Source organism: Streptomyces sp. NPDC085900 (genome assembly GCF_044540925.1).
Taxonomy (GTDB): Bacteria; Actinomycetota; Actinomycetes; order Streptomycetales; family Streptomycetaceae; genus Streptomyces; species Streptomyces gilvifuscus.
Genome location: NZ_JBITSP010000012.1, coordinates 51,032 through 68,658 on the forward strand (window position 1 = coordinate 51,032; position 17,627 = coordinate 68,658).

16 protein-coding genes are annotated in these 17,627 nt (G+C 72.4%); 7 read left to right on the forward strand and 9 right to left on the reverse strand.

From position 1 onward, the window contains the following. The first annotated feature begins 95 nt into the window (after positions 1 to 95). Positions 96 to 1,415, forward strand: a complete 1,320-nt coding sequence (locus ACIGDI_RS33595) for a nucleotide disphospho-sugar-binding domain-containing protein (RefSeq protein WP_399904701.1) — start codon at positions 96 to 98, stop codon at positions 1,413 to 1,415. Between the two features lie 97 nt (positions 1,416 to 1,512). Here the strand turns inward: ACIGDI_RS33595 and ACIGDI_RS33600 are convergent, their stop codons facing one another. Then, positions 1,513 to 3,045 (reverse strand): alpha/beta fold hydrolase, encoded by a 1,533-nt coding sequence (locus ACIGDI_RS33600; protein WP_399904704.1) that lies wholly within the window; start codon positions 3,043 to 3,045, stop codon positions 1,513 to 1,515. 617 nt (positions 3,046 to 3,662) lie between these two features. Between ACIGDI_RS33600 and rfbB the strand changes: the two genes are divergently transcribed. Then, entirely contained in the window at positions 3,663 to 4,643 is a 981-nt protein-coding gene (rfbB, locus tag ACIGDI_RS33605) for a dTDP-glucose 4,6-dehydratase (RefSeq protein WP_399904706.1), read from the forward strand. Further along, entirely contained in the window at positions 4,640 to 6,022 is a 1,383-nt protein-coding gene (locus ACIGDI_RS33610) for an NDP-hexose 2,3-dehydratase family protein (RefSeq protein WP_399904709.1), read from the forward strand. The genes rfbB and ACIGDI_RS33610 overlap by 4 nt, the downstream gene beginning before the upstream one ends. A gap of 77 nt (positions 6,023 to 6,099) precedes the next feature. Here ACIGDI_RS33610 and ACIGDI_RS33615 read toward each other — a convergent pair whose 3' ends face one another. Both ACIGDI_RS33615 and ACIGDI_RS33620 read right to left on the reverse strand, forming a co-directional pair. Continuing rightward, positions 6,100 to 6,594: a carboxymuconolactone decarboxylase family protein gene (locus ACIGDI_RS33615; protein WP_399904712.1), complete on the reverse strand. Its 495-nt coding sequence runs from the start codon at positions 6,592 to 6,594 to the stop codon at positions 6,100 to 6,102. Positions 6,595 to 6,669: 75 nt separating this feature from the next. After that, positions 6,670 to 7,440 carry a gamma-glutamyl-gamma-aminobutyrate hydrolase family protein gene (locus ACIGDI_RS33620; RefSeq protein ID WP_399904715.1) on the reverse strand — a complete coding sequence of 257 codons (771 nt, stop codon included), beginning with the start codon at positions 7,438 to 7,440 and terminating at the stop codon, positions 6,670 to 6,672. A 229-nt stretch (positions 7,441 to 7,669) separates the two neighbouring features. On the opposite strand from ACIGDI_RS33620, the gene ACIGDI_RS33625 reads away from it, so the two are divergent. From ACIGDI_RS33625 to ACIGDI_RS33635, 3 genes are all read left to right on the forward strand, one after another. Then, positions 7,670 to 8,596, forward strand: a complete 927-nt coding sequence (locus ACIGDI_RS33625) for an ABC transporter ATP-binding protein (RefSeq protein ID WP_399905295.1) — start codon at positions 7,670 to 7,672, stop codon at positions 8,594 to 8,596. Continuing rightward, complete coding sequence (locus tag ACIGDI_RS33630; protein WP_399904718.1) at positions 8,593 to 9,432, forward strand: ABC transporter permease; 840 nt, start codon at positions 8,593 to 8,595, stop codon at positions 9,430 to 9,432. The genes ACIGDI_RS33625 and ACIGDI_RS33630 overlap by 4 nt, the downstream gene beginning before the upstream one ends. 201 nt (positions 9,433 to 9,633) lie before the next feature. Continuing rightward, positions 9,634 to 10,764: a nuclease gene (locus ACIGDI_RS33635; RefSeq protein ID WP_399904721.1), complete on the forward strand. Its 1,131-nt coding sequence runs from the start codon at positions 9,634 to 9,636 to the stop codon at positions 10,762 to 10,764. On the opposite strand, the gene ACIGDI_RS33640 is transcribed toward ACIGDI_RS33635, so the two are convergent. Beyond that, a complete protein-coding gene (locus ACIGDI_RS33640) occupies positions 10,753 to 11,595 on the reverse strand; it encodes a helix-turn-helix domain-containing protein (RefSeq protein ID WP_399904724.1) in 843 nt (280 codons plus the stop codon). The genes ACIGDI_RS33635 and ACIGDI_RS33640 overlap by 12 nt on opposite strands. 327 nt (positions 11,596 to 11,922) lie before the next feature. Here ACIGDI_RS33640 and ACIGDI_RS33645 point away from each other — a divergent pair, with 327 nt between their 5' ends. Beyond that, positions 11,923 to 12,555 carry a glyoxalase gene (locus ACIGDI_RS33645; protein ID WP_399904727.1) on the forward strand — a complete coding sequence of 211 codons (633 nt, stop codon included), beginning with the start codon at positions 11,923 to 11,925 and terminating at the stop codon, positions 12,553 to 12,555. A 113-nt stretch (positions 12,556 to 12,668) separates the two neighbouring features. Here ACIGDI_RS33645 and ACIGDI_RS33650 read toward each other — a convergent pair whose 3' ends face one another. From ACIGDI_RS33650 to ACIGDI_RS33670, 5 genes are all read right to left on the reverse strand, one after another. Next, entirely contained in the window at positions 12,669 to 13,085 is a 417-nt protein-coding gene (locus tag ACIGDI_RS33650) for an enediyne antibiotic chromoprotein (RefSeq protein WP_399904730.1), read from the reverse strand. A 337-nt stretch (positions 13,086 to 13,422) separates the two neighbouring features. Beyond that, complete coding sequence (locus ACIGDI_RS33655) at positions 13,423 to 14,205, reverse strand: response regulator transcription factor (RefSeq protein ID WP_399904733.1); 783 nt, start codon at positions 14,203 to 14,205, stop codon at positions 13,423 to 13,425. 151 nt (positions 14,206 to 14,356) lie between these two features. Next, positions 14,357 to 14,761, reverse strand: a complete 405-nt coding sequence (locus ACIGDI_RS33660) for a GNAT family N-acetyltransferase (RefSeq protein ID WP_399904736.1) — start codon at positions 14,759 to 14,761, stop codon at positions 14,357 to 14,359. After that, entirely contained in the window at positions 14,745 to 16,031 is a 1,287-nt protein-coding gene (gene purB, locus ACIGDI_RS33665; protein ID WP_399904739.1) for an adenylosuccinate lyase, read from the reverse strand. The genes ACIGDI_RS33660 and purB overlap by 17 nt, the downstream gene beginning before the upstream one ends. Before the next feature lie 51 nt (positions 16,032 to 16,082). After that, complete coding sequence (locus tag ACIGDI_RS33670; RefSeq protein WP_399904741.1) at positions 16,083 to 17,612, reverse strand: glutamine synthetase; 1,530 nt, start codon at positions 17,610 to 17,612, stop codon at positions 16,083 to 16,085. Between the last annotated feature and the right edge of the window lie 15 nt (positions 17,613 to 17,627).

The window sequence follows — 17,627 nt, forward strand, 5'->3', positions numbered from 1 at the left end:
AGCGGTTCTGCTTGTTCAACCGCCGACACGCCCCGGTTGAACACGGCGGGCACAGAACAGAATTCGTCTATCCCCGATTGGGAAAGGAGTGCGTTGTGCGAGTTCTCGTCGTGCCGTTTCCGTGGAAGGCGCACGTGTTCAATGTGGTGCCGCTGGCGTGGTCGCTGCAGACGGCCGGGCACGAGGTGCGGGTGGCCTGCTGGCCGGATCTGCTGGATGCCGTCACCTCGGCCGGGCTGACGGCCGTGGCCGTCGGTCCCGGCGAGACGGCACAGGTGCGCACCCAGCGCGACCGGCGCCAGAGCTCCGACCGCGCCGCCGCCGCGCGGCGGGCCCCGCAGCAGGGCCTGGAGGCGCTGTTCGACCCCCGGGCCGACCGTGAGCGGCTGGGCTGGGAGCAGGTGCGGCGGGTCGTGGAGGACCTGGTGCTGCCGCAGGCGCGGCGCTCCAACGACTCGATGATGGAGGACCTCATCGCCGCCGCCCGCGCCTGGCGGCCGGATCTGGTGCTGTGGGGTGCCAAGGCGTTCGCGGGCGCGGTGGCCGCCGAGGCGGTGGGCGCGGCGCACGCCCGGGTGCTGTACTCCGTCGACGTCTACACCCGGATACGGGAGGACTTCCTGCACGCCCAGGCCGGCCGGCCGCCCGGGCAGCGCACCGACGCGCTGCGGCAGTGGCTGGAGGGCTGGGCGGGCCGGTTCGGGGTGGAGTTCTCCGAGGACCTGGTGGGCGGCCAGTTCACCATCGCCCCGCTGCCCCGGGCGTTCCGGCCCGACGCGCGGGCGGACACCCTGCCCGTGCAGTTCGTCCCCTACAACGGCCCGGCCGTCGTGCCCGAGTGGCTCGCGGCGGCGCCGGCGGCACCGCGGGTGCTGATGACGTTCGGCGACTCCGTCGACGACGCCCAGGCCCGGCTGCCGCTGCCCCTCGAACGCCTTCAGCAGATCCTGCGGGCGGTGGCCGATGTGGAGATGGAACTGGTGCTGGCGTTGCCGGCACACGCCCGGCGGGAGGTGGGCCAGGTGCCGGCCAACACCCGTCTGGTGGACTCCGTTCCGCTGGCCGAGGTGCTGCCGACCTGCGCGGCCGTCGTGCACCACGGCGGCACCTGGTCCTTCGGCTGCGCGCTGCGCCACGGCGTGCCCCAGTTGCTGATCAGCCGGGCGTTCGACGCTCCGCTGAAGTTCGCCTGCCTCAAGGCCGCGGGCGCGGGGCTGGCCATGACACCCGATCAGGCGGACGGGCCGGCGGTACGGGCCGCGCTGCTGCGGCTGCTGGGCGACCCGGCCCTGCGGGCGAACGCCGCGAGACTGGGCAAGGAGATGCTGGCGATGCCCTCGCCCAACGACCTGGCGCACACCCTGCAGGATCTGGCCGCCGCCCGCCGGGCCGGCCCGGTGCCCGCCGGACGCTGACCAGGCCGGAACGGGCACGGCACAGGAACGGGGACATGCGAAGAGGGGCCCCGCGTGAGGTTCACGCGGGGCCCCCCTTTTTGTTGTGCGGGGCGGGTCAGGACGCGGGCACCGGATCGTTCGATGCCTGGCAGACGGCGTCGATGCCCTTCTTGGAGGCGGGGCGGGTGCCGTCGCGGAAGAAGTCACCGACGTAGGTGTTGAGGCAGGGGTTGTTGTTGGCCGACAGCGCCGCGCCGACGTTGTGGCCGCCCTTTTCCAGCACCAGACGGGAGTTGGGGAACAGCTTGTGCGTCTCGACGGCGCCGGCCGTGCCGTGCGCGGTGTCGTACTGCGGCTGCACCAGCAGGACGTCGACCTGGTCGTTGCCGACCTTCAGCGGCGTCTTCGGCGCGGGCTGCGGCCAGAACGCGCACGGCGCGCTGTACCAGGCGTTGGTCCACGTCAAGAAGCGGCTGCCGGCGTTGTACTGGCGGGTGTAGTCCTGGTGCCAGCGCTTCCAGTTCAGCGGCCAGGGGCCGTCGGTGCAGTTGGCGGCGTCGTTCATGGCCTGCCGGTTCTGGTGCGGGAAGCCGGGCAGGGTCCAGGTGGCCCGCAGCGAGGCCGGGTCCTTTCGCACCACGTAGTCGGAGAGCACCTTGGCGCGCGAGAGCCAGGTCCAGCTGCGGTAGACGACCGGCTCGAAGACGTCCGCCCACTCCGCCGCGCCGATCCTGCCGTCCAGGGGGGCGGCGGCGAGCGCGTCCTGCGCGGCGTAGTACTCCGCCTCGACCGCGGCCTCGGTGGTGCCCAGGTGGTAGACGGTGTCGTACTTGGCGACCCAGGCGAAGAAGATCTGGGCGTTGCGCTCGGTCAGCACGTTCTTGCGCAGGCTGTTGCGGTATCCCACGCCGCTGGGGCGCACCACGCTGTCCAGCACCATCCGCTGCAGGTGGTCGGGGAAGAGGGTGGCGTAGACGGAGCCGAGGTAGGTGCCCCAGTCGGTGCCGAAGTAGGTGATCTTGTCCTGGCCGAGGGCGATGCGCATCCGGTCCAGGTCGCGGGCGGCGTCCTGGGTGCTCAGGTGCGCCAGGACGTCGCCGTACTTCTCCTGGCAGCTGGCGGCGTAGGAGCGGGCCAGGGTGACCCACTGCTGCTCGGCGGCGGCGGTGGCGGGCACCGGGTTGGGCAGCGCGTGCCCGGGGTCGACGTAGTCGGTGTCGCAGACCAGGGCGGGCTCGCTGGCGCCGACGCCGCGCGGGTCGAAGCCGATCCAGTCGTAGGCGGTGCCGACGTCCTTGGCCAGCCCGGTGGTGCCGGTGGCGTACCGGGTGGGCAGGTCACGGCCGATGCCGCCGGGCCACTGGCCGCGGTTGAGGATGACGACGCCCTTGTAGTCGCTGTCGGGGACGGTGTGCTTGGCCCGGGTCAGCGCCAGGCTGATCTGCCGGCCCTCGGGGTGGTCGTAGTCGAGCGGCACCTGCACGGTGCCGCACTCCAGGCCCTTGAGCAGGTTGCCGAGGACCGGGTCGCTGTCCGGACACGGCACCCAGTCGATACTGCCCGCCGCCACGGCGGTCCCGTCGTTCGCCGCCGCGACCGGGACGACGGCCGAGCCCAGCAGCGCGGCCGCTATGACCGGTATGGCCAACGCAATCCTTCTCACGTGATTTCCCCTCCTAGTTCAGCGCGCTCGCAGCGTGGCACCGGCCTGTCGGCTCGCGGTCGAACCCGTCTGGAAACCGACTTGAGAAGAGGCGGCCCACCTGCCACGGCCTGGAAGGAAAAAAGGGGGGGCACCACGACCGTGGCGCACGCAGCCCGCGGCGGAGGTGGCGGCGGCATCATCCTGCAGGCCGCCTGCCGGTATCCGGGCTGTCCCGGCACGCCGTCGAGCCCGTCTCGAGAGGGTTTCGAGGCCGGCCGTCCACGCTCACGAGCAGGACGGGCGTGAACTCACAAGGGGCCGCCCCGGTACAGGGAGAGGCCATGAGCGGGCACACCGACACCGGTCCGGGCGGCGCGCACACGATCGGCCCTGCTCGCCCCGGGCTGCCGGCACCACGCCCCTTGTCCCACCCGACGCGGCGACGCGACGACGGCAACGGCCGGCGGCGTGCCGGCGATGCCCGGCCGCAAGCAGGTCCCTCCAGCCGCCCGCCGCGCGGCCCCCGCCGACCGGCAGGGCCCGCGGCACTCCTGCCGTCCCCTCGAGAAAAGGGAAAAGGACATGCTTCGAGCGTGGAATGCGGATTGCGATGTGGTCACGTGAACATCCTCGTCACCGGCGGTGCCGGATTCATCGGCTCGCACTACGTCAGGACCATGCTCGACGGGGGCTATCCGGGCTTCGAGGAGGCCCACGTCACCGTCCTGGACGCCCTGACCTATGCGGGCAACCGTGACAACCTCCCCGCCGCCCACCCCCGGCTGACCTTCGTCCACGGCGACATCCTCGACCGGGCGCTGCTGGGCGAGGTCCTCGCCGGCCAGGACGCGGTGGTGCACTTCGCGGCCGAGAGCCACGTGGACCGCTCCATCGCCAGCGGCGCGGCGTTCGTGCGCACCAACGTCGAGGGCACCCAGGCCCTGCTGGAGGCCTGCCTGGCGGCGGGCGTTCAGCGGGTGGTGCACATCTCCACCGACGAGGTGTACGGCTCCATCGACCAGGGCGCGTGGACGGAGCAGTCCCCGTTGCTGCCCAACTCCCCCTACGCCGCCTCCAAGGCGGCCTCCGACCTGATCGCCCTGGCCTACGTGCGCACCCACAAGCTGAACGTCTCCGTCACCCGCTGCTCCAACAACTACGGCCCCCACCAGCACCCGGAGAAGTTCATCCCGCTCGCCGTCACCCACCTCCTCGAAGGCCGACCGATCCCCGTCTACGGCGACGGCGGGCAGGTCCGCGAATGGCTGCACGTCGACGACCACTGCCGCGCCGTGCAGCGGGTGCTGACCGGCGGCCGGGCGGGCGAGGCTTACAACATCGGCGCCGGCACGGCGGTGACCAACCTGCAGCTGGCCCACCGCATCGCCGGCCTGTTGGGCGCGGAAGCGGACATGATCGAGCACGTCGGCGACCGCAAGGGCCACGACCGGCGCTACGCCCTGGACCAGAGCCGCATCGAAGCCGAGCTCGGCCACCGGCCGCTGACCGGATTCGACGCCGGACTGGCCGACACCGTCGCCTGGTACCGGGACAACCCGCAGTGGTGGAAGCCGCTGAAGGACATGGGGGGTCGGCCGTGAGCGCCCCCGCCCTGCTCGTCCCGCGCACCCGGGCGGGCATCGCCGAACGCCTGGCCCGGTCGGCCGCGACCCTCCAGGGCGTGCACACGGTGACCTCCCAGGTGCCGGGCTGGCTGCAGCAGCAGCGCCGCTCTGTCGGGGCGGTGGTGCGGCGGATCCCGTTCGCCGAGCTCGACCACTGGTCCTTCTCCCCCGACACCGGCAACCTCGGGCACGACAGCGGACGGTTCTTCACCATCGAGGGACTGCACGTGACCAGGCCGGAAGCCGAGTGGCAGCAGCCCATCATCGTGCAGCCGGAGATCGGCATCCTGGGCATCCTGGCCAAGGAGTTCGACGGCGTCCTGCACTTTTTGATGCAGGCCAAGATGGAGCCCGGCAACCCCAACCTGGTGCAGCTCTCCCCCACCGTGCAGGCCACCCGCAGCAACTACACCAAGGCCCACGGCGGAATGGAGGTGCAGTACCTGGAGCACTTCCTCGCCCCCCGCCGCGAGCAGGTCCTCACCGACGTCCTGCAGTCCGAGCACGGCGCCTGGTTCTTCCAAAAACGCAACCGCAACATGATCGTCGAGGTGGAGGAGGACGTCCCCGTCCACGACGCCTTCTGCTGGCTCACCCTCGGCCAGATCCTGCAGCTGCTGCGCCTGGACAACATCGTGAACATGGACGCGCGCACCGTGCTGGCCAGCGCCCCGGCGGTGCCGTCCGAAACCAGGGCGCTGTCCTCGGATGCCGACCTGCTGGCCTGGTTCACCGGCGAGCGCACCCGGCACGACGTCCGCGCCCGCCTGATGCCGCTGCGCGAGATCACCGGATGGCAGACCGGCGAGCACGCCGTCAGCCGCACCGACGAGAGGTTCTTCCGCGTGGTGGCAGTCTCCGTGGAGGGCGCCGGCCGCGAGGTGGCCGGCTGGAGTCAGCCCATCATCGAACCCGTCGAACGCGGCGTGGTCGGCTTCGCCTACCGCCTCTTCGACGGCGTCCCGCACGTGCTGGCGCACGCCCTGGTGGAGGGCGGCTTCCTCGACACCGTCGAACTCGCCCCCACCGTGCAGTGCGTGCCGTCCAACTACGCTCCCCTGCCGGCCGGGGACCGTCCGCGCTTCTTGGACGTGATGCTGGACGCCCCGCCCGAGCGGGTGCGCTACTCCACCGTGCACTCCGAGGAGGGCGGCCGCTTCCTCAACGCCGAGAGCCGCTACCTGATCGTGGAGACCGACGAGGCCACCACGCCCACCCAGCCGCCGCCCGGCTACCACTGGGTCACCCCCGGCCAGCTCAACTGGCTGGCCGCGCACAGCCGTTACGTCAACGTGCAGGCGAGGACCCTGCTCGCCGTCCTCGACGCCGCCCTGCGGGACCACACCACCCCCTGAGTCCCGGTTTCGCGTGACGACATCAGGCCCTGTCCGGAAGGCATTTCCCGGACAGGGCCTGATGTCGTTGGGGCCTTTTACGGCGCCGGGGTGAGCCGGCTGGTCATCGGCTTCCATGTCTTGGGGTTGATGCGCCAGTCCACCGCCTCCTGCTTGGTGACGACGTTGACCCGGTTCCAGAGGTTGACCAGCCCGATGTGCAGGACCACCGCGGCCAGCTGCACCTGACTCCAGTGCCGGGCGGCCTCGTCCCAGACCTCGTCGGAGACGGGGTCCGTGCGGCCGTCGATGCGGGTGGCGGCCTCGGCCAGATCCAGCAGCGAGCGTTCGGCGTCGGTGAAGCAGCTCTGCTCCCGCCAGGTCTCCACCAGCGGCAGACGGCGGTCCTCCTCCCCCGCGTCCTCGAACTCCTGGGGCTTGGTGGGCAGGTGGACCGGGCGGCCGTTGATCTGGCTCACCCTGAGGTGGACCAGCACCAGCGTGGCCAGGGGCACCCCGACGCTGTTGACGGCCTTGACCAGCGCGCGCATGGGCGGAAGAACGTCGGGAACCACCAGCGAGGGATTCGGCATCCGCGGCGACATAATTCTCCTTCACAAGGGGGATTTCGTCGGAAAAAGCAGTGTGCCCTCGGGGGCCGTCTTTCCTCAATGAAGGGAAAGAGCGGCGGCCGGCTCTTTTTCCCGGTGTGCGCCGGCGGCAGCGGCGAGGGCGTGGTGGAGTCGTTTGTCGGGGGTCTGCCCGCATTCCCATTGCACGCCGATCGCGAAGGGATGGCCCACGACTTCGAGGGCCTCCACGGTGCCGTCTGCGGCCCGTGCGGTGACGGCCAGTCCGCTGCCCACCCGGTCCACCGCCTGGTGGTGGTGGCAGGCGGTGTGCTCCTGCTCGCCGTCCAGGACGGCGGCGATCCGGCTGCCGGGCAGCAGGTGCAGCGGCTGGCGGCCCAGGGTGAAGGACGCCGTGCGCGGACGGTGGCCGTCGTGGCCGGTGACCTCCGACAGGTGCTGGTGGAGGGTGCCGCCGTGCAGCACGTTGAGCGCCTGCATGCCCCGGCAGATCGCCAGCACCGGCAGTTCTGCGTCCAACGCCGCGCGCAGCACGGCCAGTTCGACGCGGTCGGCGTGCGGGCTCATCGCCCGGGTCGCGGGGTGGGCGGCCGCGCCGTACAGCGCCGGGTCCAGGTCGGGGCCGCCGGGCACGAGCAGGGCGTCGAGCCGGCCGATGAGGGTCTCGGCGCCCTGCACCAGCGGCAGCAGCACCGGGGTGGCCCCCGCCTCGGCCAGGAAGGCCACATGCGTGTCGAGGGCCAGGGCGACGTTCAGGTCGCTGCCTTGGAGGGTGACCGGCGCGGTGCGCGCGCAGATCCCGATCACCGGCCGCCCCTCGGGCGCCGGAGCGTTCGTGTCTGAATTCATGACCGCCCTTGTGGGATTCCGGGTTCAACCGAGGAAAGTAAGCAGATGAAACACGCGCTTCCCCGGTACGGGCCGAGCTGTTCAAAATATCCGGGGTGTGCGGCGCGGGCCATCGTTCACGCACCGCTCCAGGCGGCGACTACTGAACAGATAGCGATCCTGCTATCACAGGTGGCCGGGGTTTTTGCCCCCGGCGAAGTAACTCGCAGGCCATTCAACCGAGGTGACCATGATCGAGGCCAAGAACCTCACCAAACGCTACGGCGACAAGACCGCCGTGAACGATTTGTCGTTCACGGTCGAGCCCGGCCGGGTCACCGGCTTCCTGGGCCCCAACGGCGCAGGCAAGTCCACCACGATGCGACTGCTGCTGGGCCTGGACCGGCCCGACGCCGGCACCGCCACCATCAACTCGGTGGCCTACCGTGATCTGGCCTTCCCGCTGCGGGTGGTGGGGGCGCTGCTGGAGGCGCGTGCCGTGCACACCGGCCGCAGTGCCTATGACCATCTGCTGTGCCTGGCGCAGACCCAGGGCATCGGCAGGCGCCGGGTGGGCGAGGTCATCGAGCAGGTGGGGCTGGCCTCGGTGGCCCGCAAGCGGGCGGGCGGTTTCTCGCTCGGCATGGGCCAGCGCCTGGGCATCGCCGCCGCGCTGCTGGGCGATCCGGCCGTGCTGGTGCTGGACGAGCCCGTCAACGGCCTGGATCCCGAGGGCATCCTGTGGATCCGCAACCTGATGAAGTCGCTGGCGGCCGAGGGCCGGGCGGTGTTCGTCTCCAGTCATCTGATGAACGAGATGGCCGTCACCGCCGACCATCTCATCGTCATCGGCCGGGGCCGGCTGGTCGCCGACTGCTCCACCGAGGAGTTCATCGAGCGCAGCACCGAGCGCTCCGTCCTCGTCCGCACGCCCGACGGGCAGCAGCTGGCCGACCTGCTGACGCGGCAGGGCGCCACCGTCACCCGTACCGAGGAGGGCGATCTGGACGTCACCGGTCTGGAGGCGCCGCGGATCGCCGAACTGGCCGCCGCCGAGCAGCTGGTGCTGCACGAGCTGTCGACCCGGCGCGGCTCGCTGGAGGAGGCCTTCATGGAACTGACCAAGGACACGGTCGAGTACGACGCCGGCCTGCCCGCCGCCGGAGGTGTCAAGTGAGTGCCACGACCGCTGCCCTGACCGCGCACGGCCCGGCAACCGGCAAGCGGGGTGCGGGCTTTGGCCACCTGATGCTCTCGGAGTGGACGAAGATCCGCTCGGTGCGCTCCACCGTGTGGTCGCTGGCCATCCTCATCGTGCTCACCCTGATCTTCACCGCGCTGTTCATGAAGATGGGCATCGCGAACTGGGACAAGACCTCTCCCGCCCAGCAGGCGGAGATGCGGCTGGACCCGACCGGCACCATCCTGGGCAGCGGCATCCTGCTCAGCCAGCTGGCGGTGTGCGTGCTGGGCGTGATGGCGATCGCCTCCGAGTACTCCACCGGCATGATCCGGGCCAGCCTGCTCGCGGTGCCCCGGCGGGTGCCCGTCCTGACGGCCAAGGCGACGGTGTTCGCGCTGCTGGTGCTGGGCGTGGGCGAGGTGACCGCGTTCGGCTCCTTCTTCCTGGGCGCGCCGATCCTGCACGACAAGGCGCCGGTCGCGCTCGGCGACCCGGGCGTTTTGCGGGCCGTGGCGGGCTGCGGCCTCTACCTCGCCCTGCTCGGTCTGTTCGCGCTCGCCGCCGGCGCGGTCATCCGGCACACCGCGGCGAGCATCACCGCCGTCGTCGGCTTCGTCCTGGTCATCACCCCGATGACGGACCTGCTGCCCGGCAGCGCCGGCGAGCACCTGCACGCCTGGATGCCCACCCAGGCCGGCTTCATGATCACCCAGCAGCATGCCCGCGCCGGCGACCTGCTCGGGCCCTGGCAGGGCCTGGGCGTGTTCGCGCTGTGGACGGCCGTGCTGCTGGCCGTCGCCGCGGTCCAGCTGCGCCGCCGCGACGCCTGATCCCGCCGCGGGTGCCCGCCCTCCCCCGGCGGGCGCCCGCGGCGGCTGTTGCGTTTTCCAGAGAACGTCGACCTGCTCTCCAGTGCGGCTGGAGACCCTCCTGCGAGCCTCGTCGGCAGCGGCAGCAGAGAGGGAGTCAGAGGAATGTCCCAGAGGAACGCGCAAGCCGTCTCGCTCACGAGTGCATTCAGTCTCGTTCGGATGGAGGACGCCGCATCGACGGCGCACGGCGAATTCGACCTGAAGAACTTCGAGAAACTCCCGGCGCGTGAAATCTCCGTCGCCGCGCTTTCTCCCGGGGTTTCTCTGCGCCAGGGCGGAACGGATGCCGCTCATGTCCGGATGCTCGTCGACGCCGCGGATTCGGCGGAACTTCCTCCCATTCTCGTCCAGGTGGACGGCTGCCGGGTCATCGACGGGCTGCACCGGCTGGAGGCCGCCCGGCTCATGGGCGCCGGCAGCATCCTCGCCCGCTTTTTGGACTGTTCCAATGCCGAGGCCCTCGTCATCGCCATGAAGGCCAACGGCGTGCACGGCCTGCCGCTGTCGCGGGCCGACCGCGTCGCCGGCGCCCAGCGGGTCCTGGGATCCCACCCCGACTGGTCCGACCGCGCCATCGCCGGCATCGCCGGACTGAGCGCGAAGACCATCGCCGCGCTGCGCGAACGCTCCGCCATCGCCACCCCGCTGGGCGGCAAACGCATCGGCCAGGACGGCCGGCGCCGCCCGGTGGACGCGGGCGAGGGCCGGCGGCGTGCCGCCGAGTACATCGCCGCCCACCCCGGCGCCCCGCTGCGCCAGGTCGCCCGGGCCACCGACGTCTCCCTGGGCACGGTGCACGACGTCAGCGCCCGGCTGCGGCGCGGCGAGGAGCCCGAACGCAACGGGCGCCGCCCGCACACCGCCCGCCCCCCGCACGTGCGGCCCGTGCCCTCGGTGCCCGAACCCGAGGACGCCGCCGCCCCGGCCCGGACGGCCGGCGACCACGGCGGCCGGATGCCGCTGCAGACGCCCGCCGGCGCCGAGCCGGCCGCCCCGCAGCGCCGCAACCACACCGAGACCCCGCCCACCTGGGCGGCGGTGGCGGCCAAGATGGCCACCGACCCCGCCCTGCGCTACACCGCCGGCGGCCGGGAGCTGCTGCGCTGGATGCAGTCCCACGGCATCGAACCGGGCGAGGAGGGGCGGCGGTTCGTCGACACCGTCCCGCCGCACTGGCTCGGCGTCGTCGCCCCGCTCGCCGAGCACATCGGCAAGGAGTGGTGCCAGCTCGCCGAACGGCTCAAGGCCCGCCAGGAGATGTGCCGCAAGCTGTCGCCCTCAGGCCCCTGAGGGCGCCGGCGCGGCGGGCACCACCCGCAGCCGGACCGGTTCCGGGCCGGCCGTATCCGCGGCGGCGGCGCATCCCGGGTGCGGCACCACGGCCGCCGGCGGCTCAAGAGGGGGCAGGGCGAGCAGGACGGGCGGATCGGCCCGTCGGGCTGCACGCAGCCGCACCGCCGCGCTGGTGACGGCGCCGGCGGTCACGGTCACGGCCGCGGCGGCGCCGCCGACGAGCGCGGTGCGCACGGCCTGCGGATCGTGCCCGGTGCCGGCCGCCACCGCCACCGCCAGCAGGTGCCGGCGCCCCTCGGGAACGTTCTGCAGCGAGTAGCAGGACGGGCGGTCGCTGGGGACGTCGACGATCGTCCAGGCCAGCGCCGGGTACTGCACGACGGCCGTGGCGAACGCCCCCAGGAACACCCGCGCGTTGCCGTGGCCCGGGGGCAGCCGGACCGTGCCCGCCAGCGAACCCTGCCCCGGGGCCGGGTCCTGCTGCGGCAGGGGCAGCGTCTCCCCCTCCTTACGGCACAGCCGGCGAAACCGGCCGGGCGACAGCCCGACCCGGGCCGTGAAGGAATCGGTGAACGCATCCGGGCCGGCATATCCGACCGCGCGGGAGATTTCCGTAATGCTCATCGAGGTGGCGTCGAGGAGTTTCCTCGCCTCGCCGACACGGACCGCGTCAAGGAATTCCCCCGGGCTCACCCCGGTCTCCTCCTTGAACAGGCGGGAGAAATCAAAACGGCCCAGCGCGGCGTTTCGGGCGATGTCCGGGACGGTCAGCGGACCGCCGAACCGTTCGTGCATGCAGGCGATCGCCGCCTGAACCGCCGCGTCCATGACCCACCTCGCTCGCCGCACCGCGTGCCGATCCGCTCAACAGGGTGGCGTGCGCCCGTCGTGATCCGCTCAAGGACTACTCGAAGACCACTACAGGCCCCCGCGGGCAGCCAGCCGGACAGCGGACGGCTGCCGACGCGGGCGGGCGGGATGCGGGATGCGGCCTCAACTGCCGCTTTCCGGCAGGCCCGCCGCCCACGGCACGACGACGGCGGCCGGCCGCACCGGCCGCCCGGAGCGGGCGGTGCGGCCGGCCGCCGACGGCCCCCTCACGGACGGCCTCGCATCACCCGGCTCCCCCGCATACCCGGGACTACAGTGACCGCCATGATCTCCCTCACATCCGTCACCCTGGAGGTGGCCGACCTCGCGGCCGCCGAACGCTTCTACGCCGACGCCTTCGGGCTGGGCCCGCAATTACGGCTGCGCGCCTCCCAGGCAGAGACCACCGGATTCCGCGGGTTCTCGATGTCGATCACCGTCGCCCAGCCCGCCGACGTCGACAGCTTCATCGCCTCCGCCCTCGCCGCCGGCGCCACCACGCTGAAGCCGGCCGCGAAGTCCCTGTGGGGCTACGGCGGTGTCGTGCAGGCCCCCGACGGCACCATCTGGAAGATGGCGACCTCGGCGAAGAAGAACACCGGGCCCGCCACCCGCACGGTCGACGACCTCGTGCTGCTGCTGGGCGCCGAGGACGTCAAGGCCAGCAAGCAGTTCTACGTCGAGCAGGGCCTGTCCGTCGCCAAGAGCTTCGGCGGCAAGTACGTCGAGTTCGCCGCCGGCGACGACGCCCCCGTCAAGCTGGCGCTGTACAAGCGCCGCGGCCTGGCCAAGGACGTCGGGGTGCCCGAGGAGGGCAGCGGCTCGCACCGCATCGTGCTCGGCGGCACCGCCGGCGCCTTCACCGACCCCGACGGCTTCGCGTGGGAGCCCGCGCCGGTGACGTCGGCCCAGGCCTGAAAGGCCACCCCCGCCCCCCGGGGACAGGGGCCCACACGAACGCGCCCACCGGGCGGTGCCGGTCGCGGGCACCGCACGGTGGGCTGCCGTGTCGAGGAAGACCGGGCGCGCCGTCAGCCGAAGGAGATCGTCGTGCCGACCGGGCCGGTGGCGTCCAGGTAGGCGACCAACTGGCACTGGTCCACGGCGCAGTCGACGCTCACGGACGTGGCGGTGCCGGTGCTCCAGTCGGTGGCCGAGAACTGCTGGTGCACGGTGTAGGGCACGGTGAAGGAGCCGCCGGCGCCGACAGTGACGGTGGCCAGCGTGTCGGTGCAGGTGGTGTTCTCCCGGCACTGCGACACGGCGACCGTGGCGCCCGCCGGGAACCCGGTGCCGGTGACGGTCACGCTCTGCCCGTCGGCCAGGCCGCTGCTGGGCGAGGCGGTCACCGCGGCCGCGGCTGAGGCCGGAGCGGTGGAGAGGGCGAGGGCGGCCACGGCCGCGAAGCCCAGCATGCCGGCCTTGGTCAGACGCGAGCTGATCTGCATGTTCGTCTCCCCATGAGATACGAAGAAGCGGAAGCGGAAAGCGCGTTCTGGTGATCACGCCTCAACCAGCGTTGACCGGAACGCATGAGACCGGCTGGAAGCCCGCTCGAGAAGGGCTCGACCGTGCGCGGAGCGCGGACGGCGGTGCGCGGCAGGGTGGCGGATCAGGCCACGGCGGCGTGACGGGCGGGCTGTGTGCCGGGCGGGCGATGTGGCCGCCGGGCTGCCTGCCTCAGCACGGGCTCCCGGCGCAGGCCGACACGGCAGCAGCAGTGCAGGCAGCAGTGCGCCCCGCGCCGCACGAGCGGCGCGGGGCGGGGGGCGGCGGGGGTGTCGCTCAGGGGTTGCCGAGCATGAAGCCGACGCCGCGTACCGTCACGATCCAGCCGCTGTCGCCCAGCTTGCCGCGCAGGCTGCTGACGTGGGTGTCGACGGTGCGCCGGGACCAGGAGTCGCCCCAGACCTGCTGCAGGAGCTGCTTGCGCGGGATGACGGTGTCCGGGTGCGAGGCCAGCAGGCACAACAGGTCGAACTCCTTGCGGGTCAGGGCGACTTCCTCGCCGCCGATGAGGACCTCGCGGGAGCCGACGTCGATGTGCAGGCGGCCGTGGCGGATCTCGCGGGCGGGGGCCGGCTGCCATGCCGCCCGCCGCATCACGGCCTCGATGCGGGCCATCAGCTCGCGCAGGCCGTAGGGCTTGGCGACGTAGTCGTCGGCGCCCGCCTGCAGTCCCAGGACGCAGTCCAGTTCGGAGGCGCGGGCGGTGACGATGATGACGGGCACCCGGCTGACGGCGCGCACGGCGCGGCAGACCTCCAGACCGTCCAGGTCGGGCAGTTCCAGGTCCAGCAGGACGAGATCGGCGTCCTCGTGGGCGCGCAGCGCGGCCTCGCCGCGCCGGACGCCGAAGGCCTCGTGGCCGTGCCGGCGCAGCTGGGTGAGCAGTGATTCGGCGCCGGCGGTGTCGGCGTCGACGACCAGGATGCGGCGGCCGGAGGGCATCGAGACCGCGGCGGAGCGGCCGGTAGTCGCCGGCTCGCGCTCCCTGATGGGGCGGGGGGCGGCCGGGGCGGGTCCGGCGGGCGGGCGGGTCTCGAGCAGCGCCTGTGCCGATGTCACGGTGTTGCCTCCCCCGGGGATGCGGTGCGCGGGTCCGGCTCCGGGTCCCGCCCTGACATCTGAATCTAGGCACGCGCGGTCGAGCCCCGGTACAGCCCCGGCAGCCCCCGTGAAGAGCCGGTTCCCCGCGCCTTGGGGGGTGTCAGGGGTGTCAGGGGTTGAGGACCCAGGCGGAGTCGTGGCGGGTGAAGCCGATGTGCGGGTAGTAGTCGACGGCGGCGGGCGCGGACAGCAGTACGAGCTTGGCGGCCGGGGCCTCGGCGCGGGTGGCGTCGATGAGGGCGCGGCCGATGCCGGAGCGCTGGCGGTCGCGGATCACGGCGATGTCGGAGAGGTAGGTGACGTAGGAGAAGTCGGAGACGGCGCGGACGATGCCCAGGAGTGTGCCGTCGTCGTCGCGGGCGCTCAGCACGAGGTTGGCGTGGGCGAGCATGGCCGCGAACCGCTCCCTGTCGGCGATGGGGCGGCGCTCGCCCAGGCCGGAGGCGCGGTAGACGCCGAGGACCTCGTCCAGGTCGAGGGCGGCGCCGTCGACGCGGTCAATCTTCCAGCTCATGCAGCTTCTCCAATCGGGTGCGGATCACGTCGTGGTGGGTGAGGAAGCGTTCGGGGCCCAGGCCGGCCAGGTCGATGCCCTGTTTGGCCAGACAGGCGCCGAAGTGCTCGCCCGTGGCCAGGGTGTGGTTGGCGGCGGCCTGCACGCTGCGGTAGGCGTGTTCGCGTTCCGTGCCGTCGCCGAGGAGTTCGGCCAGGACCGAGGAGCTGTAGATGAGGCCGTCGGTGTGGTCGATGTGGGCGCGCATCCGGTCGGGGTCGACGGTGAGGGTGGCCACCAGGTCGGCGGCCTTGGTGGCCTGGTAGTGGCCGACGCAGAGGCTGTCGGGCAGGATCACCCGTTCCACGCTCTGGTGGGCGAGGTCGCGTTCGTGCCACAGGGCGACGTTTTCCAGGGCGGTGTCGGCGTAGCCGCGCAGCAGGCGGGCCAGTCCGCACAGGCGTTCGCTGGTGGTGGGGTTGCGTTTGTGGGGCATGGCGCTGGAGCCCTGGTAGGCGCTGGTGCGGGCCTCCTCGACCTCGCGGATCTCGGTGCGCTGCAGCAGCCGCAGTTCCAGGGCGAGGTGTTCCACGCAGGCGCCCAGGGTGGCTACGGCCTGCAGGAGCTGGGCGTGGCGGTCGCGGGCGACGACCTGGCTGGGGGCGGGTTCGACGGCGAGGCCGAGGGCGGCGCAGACGTGTTCTTCGACGGCAGGGTGGATCAGTGCGTAGGTGCCCACGGAGCCGGAGACGGTGCCGACGGCGACGGCCTCGCGGGCGGCGGCCAGGCGGCGCAGTGAGCGGTCGACGGCGAAGGCGTGCTGGGCGAGTTTGTGTCCGAAGGTGGTGGGTTCGGCGTGCATGCCGTGGGTGCGGCCCACCATCACGGTGTCCCAGTGTTCCAGGGCGCGTTCGCTCAGCACCGTCCGCAGCCGCCGGGCGGCTGCGGTGAGCAGGTCGGTGGCGCGGGCCAGGGTGTGGCCCAGCGCGGTGTCGACGAGGTCGTAGCTGGTCATGCCCAGATGCACCCAGCGGGCGGAGGAGGCGGGGATGTCCTCGCAGTAGGCGGCGAGGAAGGAGAGCACCTCGTGGTCGCGTTCCCGTTCGATGGCGGCGACCCGCTCGGGGTCGGGGACGCGGGCGCGGCGCATGTCCTCCACCGCCTCGTGGGGGACGCGGCCCAGGGCGGCCTGGGCCTCGGAGGCGAGGATCTCCACCCGCACCCAGGTGGTGTAGCGGGCGTGGTCGGAGAAGAGGCCGGCCATCTCGGGCAGCGTGTAGCGGGGGATCATGTGCGGCCTCCGTCGGGGCGGCAGCGGCAGGGGGCGGGGGGTGGGGGGAGGTCAGTAGGCGCCGAAGTACTCACGCTGCTCCCACTCGGTGACCTGGCCCGGGGCGGGTGCCGCCTGCAGGCGCCAGGCCTCGTAGCGGTGCAGTTCGCTCTGCTTGAGCTTGGCCAGGCAGGCGGCGAGCGGGGCGCCGAGCAGCCGGGCGGCGCGGCCGGCGCGGAAGGCGTCCAGGGCCTGGCCCAGGTGCTGCGGCACCAGGCCGGCGCCGTCGGTGCCCGCGGTGTCGTCGGTGCCTGCGGTGGCGTCGGATCCGGCGGGCGCGGGCGGGGCGGTCAGGCCCTCAAGTCCCGCGAACAGCTGGGCGGCGATGTTGAGGTAGGGGTTGGCGCACGGTTCGCCGATGCGGTTTTCGATGTGTGCGCCGGCGCCGTGGCCGACGAGGCGGAGCATCGCGCTGCGGTCCTCCTGGCTGACGCCGAGCCGGGTGGGCGCCAGGGTGTGTTCGGCGGCCAGGCGCCGGTAGCCGTTGACGGTGGGCACCGACAGCAGGCACAGCTCGGCCGCGTAGGACAGCAGTCCCTCGGCGTAGGCCTTGCCCTGCGGGGACGGTCCGCCGGAGGGTCCCTCGGTGCCGAACAGGTTGGTGCCCGAGGCGAGGTCGGTGACCGACTGGTTCAGGTGCCAGCCGCTGGGGTCGGCGGCGTCGATGAGCGGCTTGGACATGAAGGAGGCGTGGTGGCCGCGGCGGGCGCACCAGCTCTTGGCGAGGGTACGGAAGAGCAGCATGGCGTCGGCGGCGTCCAGCGCGGACATCGGGCTGAACGTCGTCTCGACCTGTCCGGGCCCGGACTCGTGTTCCATCGACCGCAGGGGCAGGCCCAGGGCGAGCAGGTGCAGGGCGAGCGGGTCGGTCAGCGGGGCGAGGGTGTCGTAGTGGGCGTCGAGGTTGAACTGGTAGCCGGCGTTCAGGGCTCGCACGCGCGGGGCGCGGCCCTGCAGGCCGAAGCCGTTGCCGGTGTTGCCGGGCTCGTCGTCCAGGCGGCGGGTGAGGTACCACTCCACTTCCAGGCCCAGGACGGGGGCGAGATGGTGCGCGGTGTAGGACTCGATGACGCGGCGCAGCACGGCCCGTGAGGACAGCGGGTGGGGGTGGCCGTCGCGCAGGTACTCGTCGCCGATCACCCAGGCGGTGCGGGCGTCGCCGCCGGGCAGGATCTGGAAGGTGAGCGGGTCGGGCACGAGGAGGAAGTTGCCGGCGCCGGCGATCTCGTCGACGCCGATGCCGTGCTCGCCCAGGAAGTCGACGGCGACGGCGTGCCCGGTGTCGAAGACGAACGGGCCGGGGCTGAAGTTCATGCCGTTGCGCAGCACGGTGCGGAACGCCTCGGCGGTGAGGGTCTTGGAGCGGGCCAGTCCGTGCGGGTCGCCGAAGACGAGGCGGACGAGGTCGACGTCGGCAAGGCCGGCTTCGATCCGCTCGGCGGCGGCGGTGCGGGCCTCGTCCCACAGCCCGTGATCGGCCACGAACGAGGGCCGCCCGACGCTGCCCTCAGCGGCGGGCGAGGACCATGACCTGACGTACATGGGAGCGTCCTTTCA

Excerpts from the sequence above, each read along its gene's own strand:
- ACIGDI_RS33615 (WP_399904712.1), bottom strand. The coding sequence starts at position 6,594 with ATGCCGAATCCCTCGCTGGTGGTTCCCGACGTTCTTCCGCCCATGCGC.
- ACIGDI_RS33620 (WP_399904715.1), bottom strand. The coding sequence starts at position 7,440 with ATGAATTCAGACACGAACGCTCCGGCGCCCGAGGGGCGGCCGGTGATC.
- ACIGDI_RS33625 (WP_399905295.1), top strand. The coding sequence starts at position 7,670 with ATGATCGAGGCCAAGAACCTCACCAAACGCTACGGCGACAAGACCGCC.
- ACIGDI_RS33635 (WP_399904721.1), top strand. The coding sequence starts at position 9,634 with ATGGAGGACGCCGCATCGACGGCGCACGGCGAATTCGACCTGAAGAAC.
- ACIGDI_RS33640 (WP_399904724.1), bottom strand. The coding sequence starts at position 11,595 with ATGGACGCGGCGGTTCAGGCGGCGATCGCCTGCATGCACGAACGGTTC.
- ACIGDI_RS33645 (WP_399904727.1), top strand. The coding sequence starts at position 11,923 with ATGATCTCCCTCACATCCGTCACCCTGGAGGTGGCCGACCTCGCGGCC.
- ACIGDI_RS33650 (WP_399904730.1), bottom strand. The coding sequence starts at position 13,085 with ATGCAGATCAGCTCGCGTCTGACCAAGGCCGGCATGCTGGGCTTCGCG.
- ACIGDI_RS33660 (WP_399904736.1), bottom strand. The coding sequence starts at position 14,761 with ATGAGCTGGAAGATTGACCGCGTCGACGGCGCCGCCCTCGACCTGGAC.
- purB (WP_399904739.1), bottom strand. The coding sequence starts at position 16,031 with ATGATCCCCCGCTACACGCTGCCCGAGATGGCCGGCCTCTTCTCCGAC.
- ACIGDI_RS33670 (WP_399904741.1), bottom strand. The coding sequence starts at position 17,612 with ATGTACGTCAGGTCATGGTCCTCGCCCGCCGCTGAGGGCAGCGTCGGG.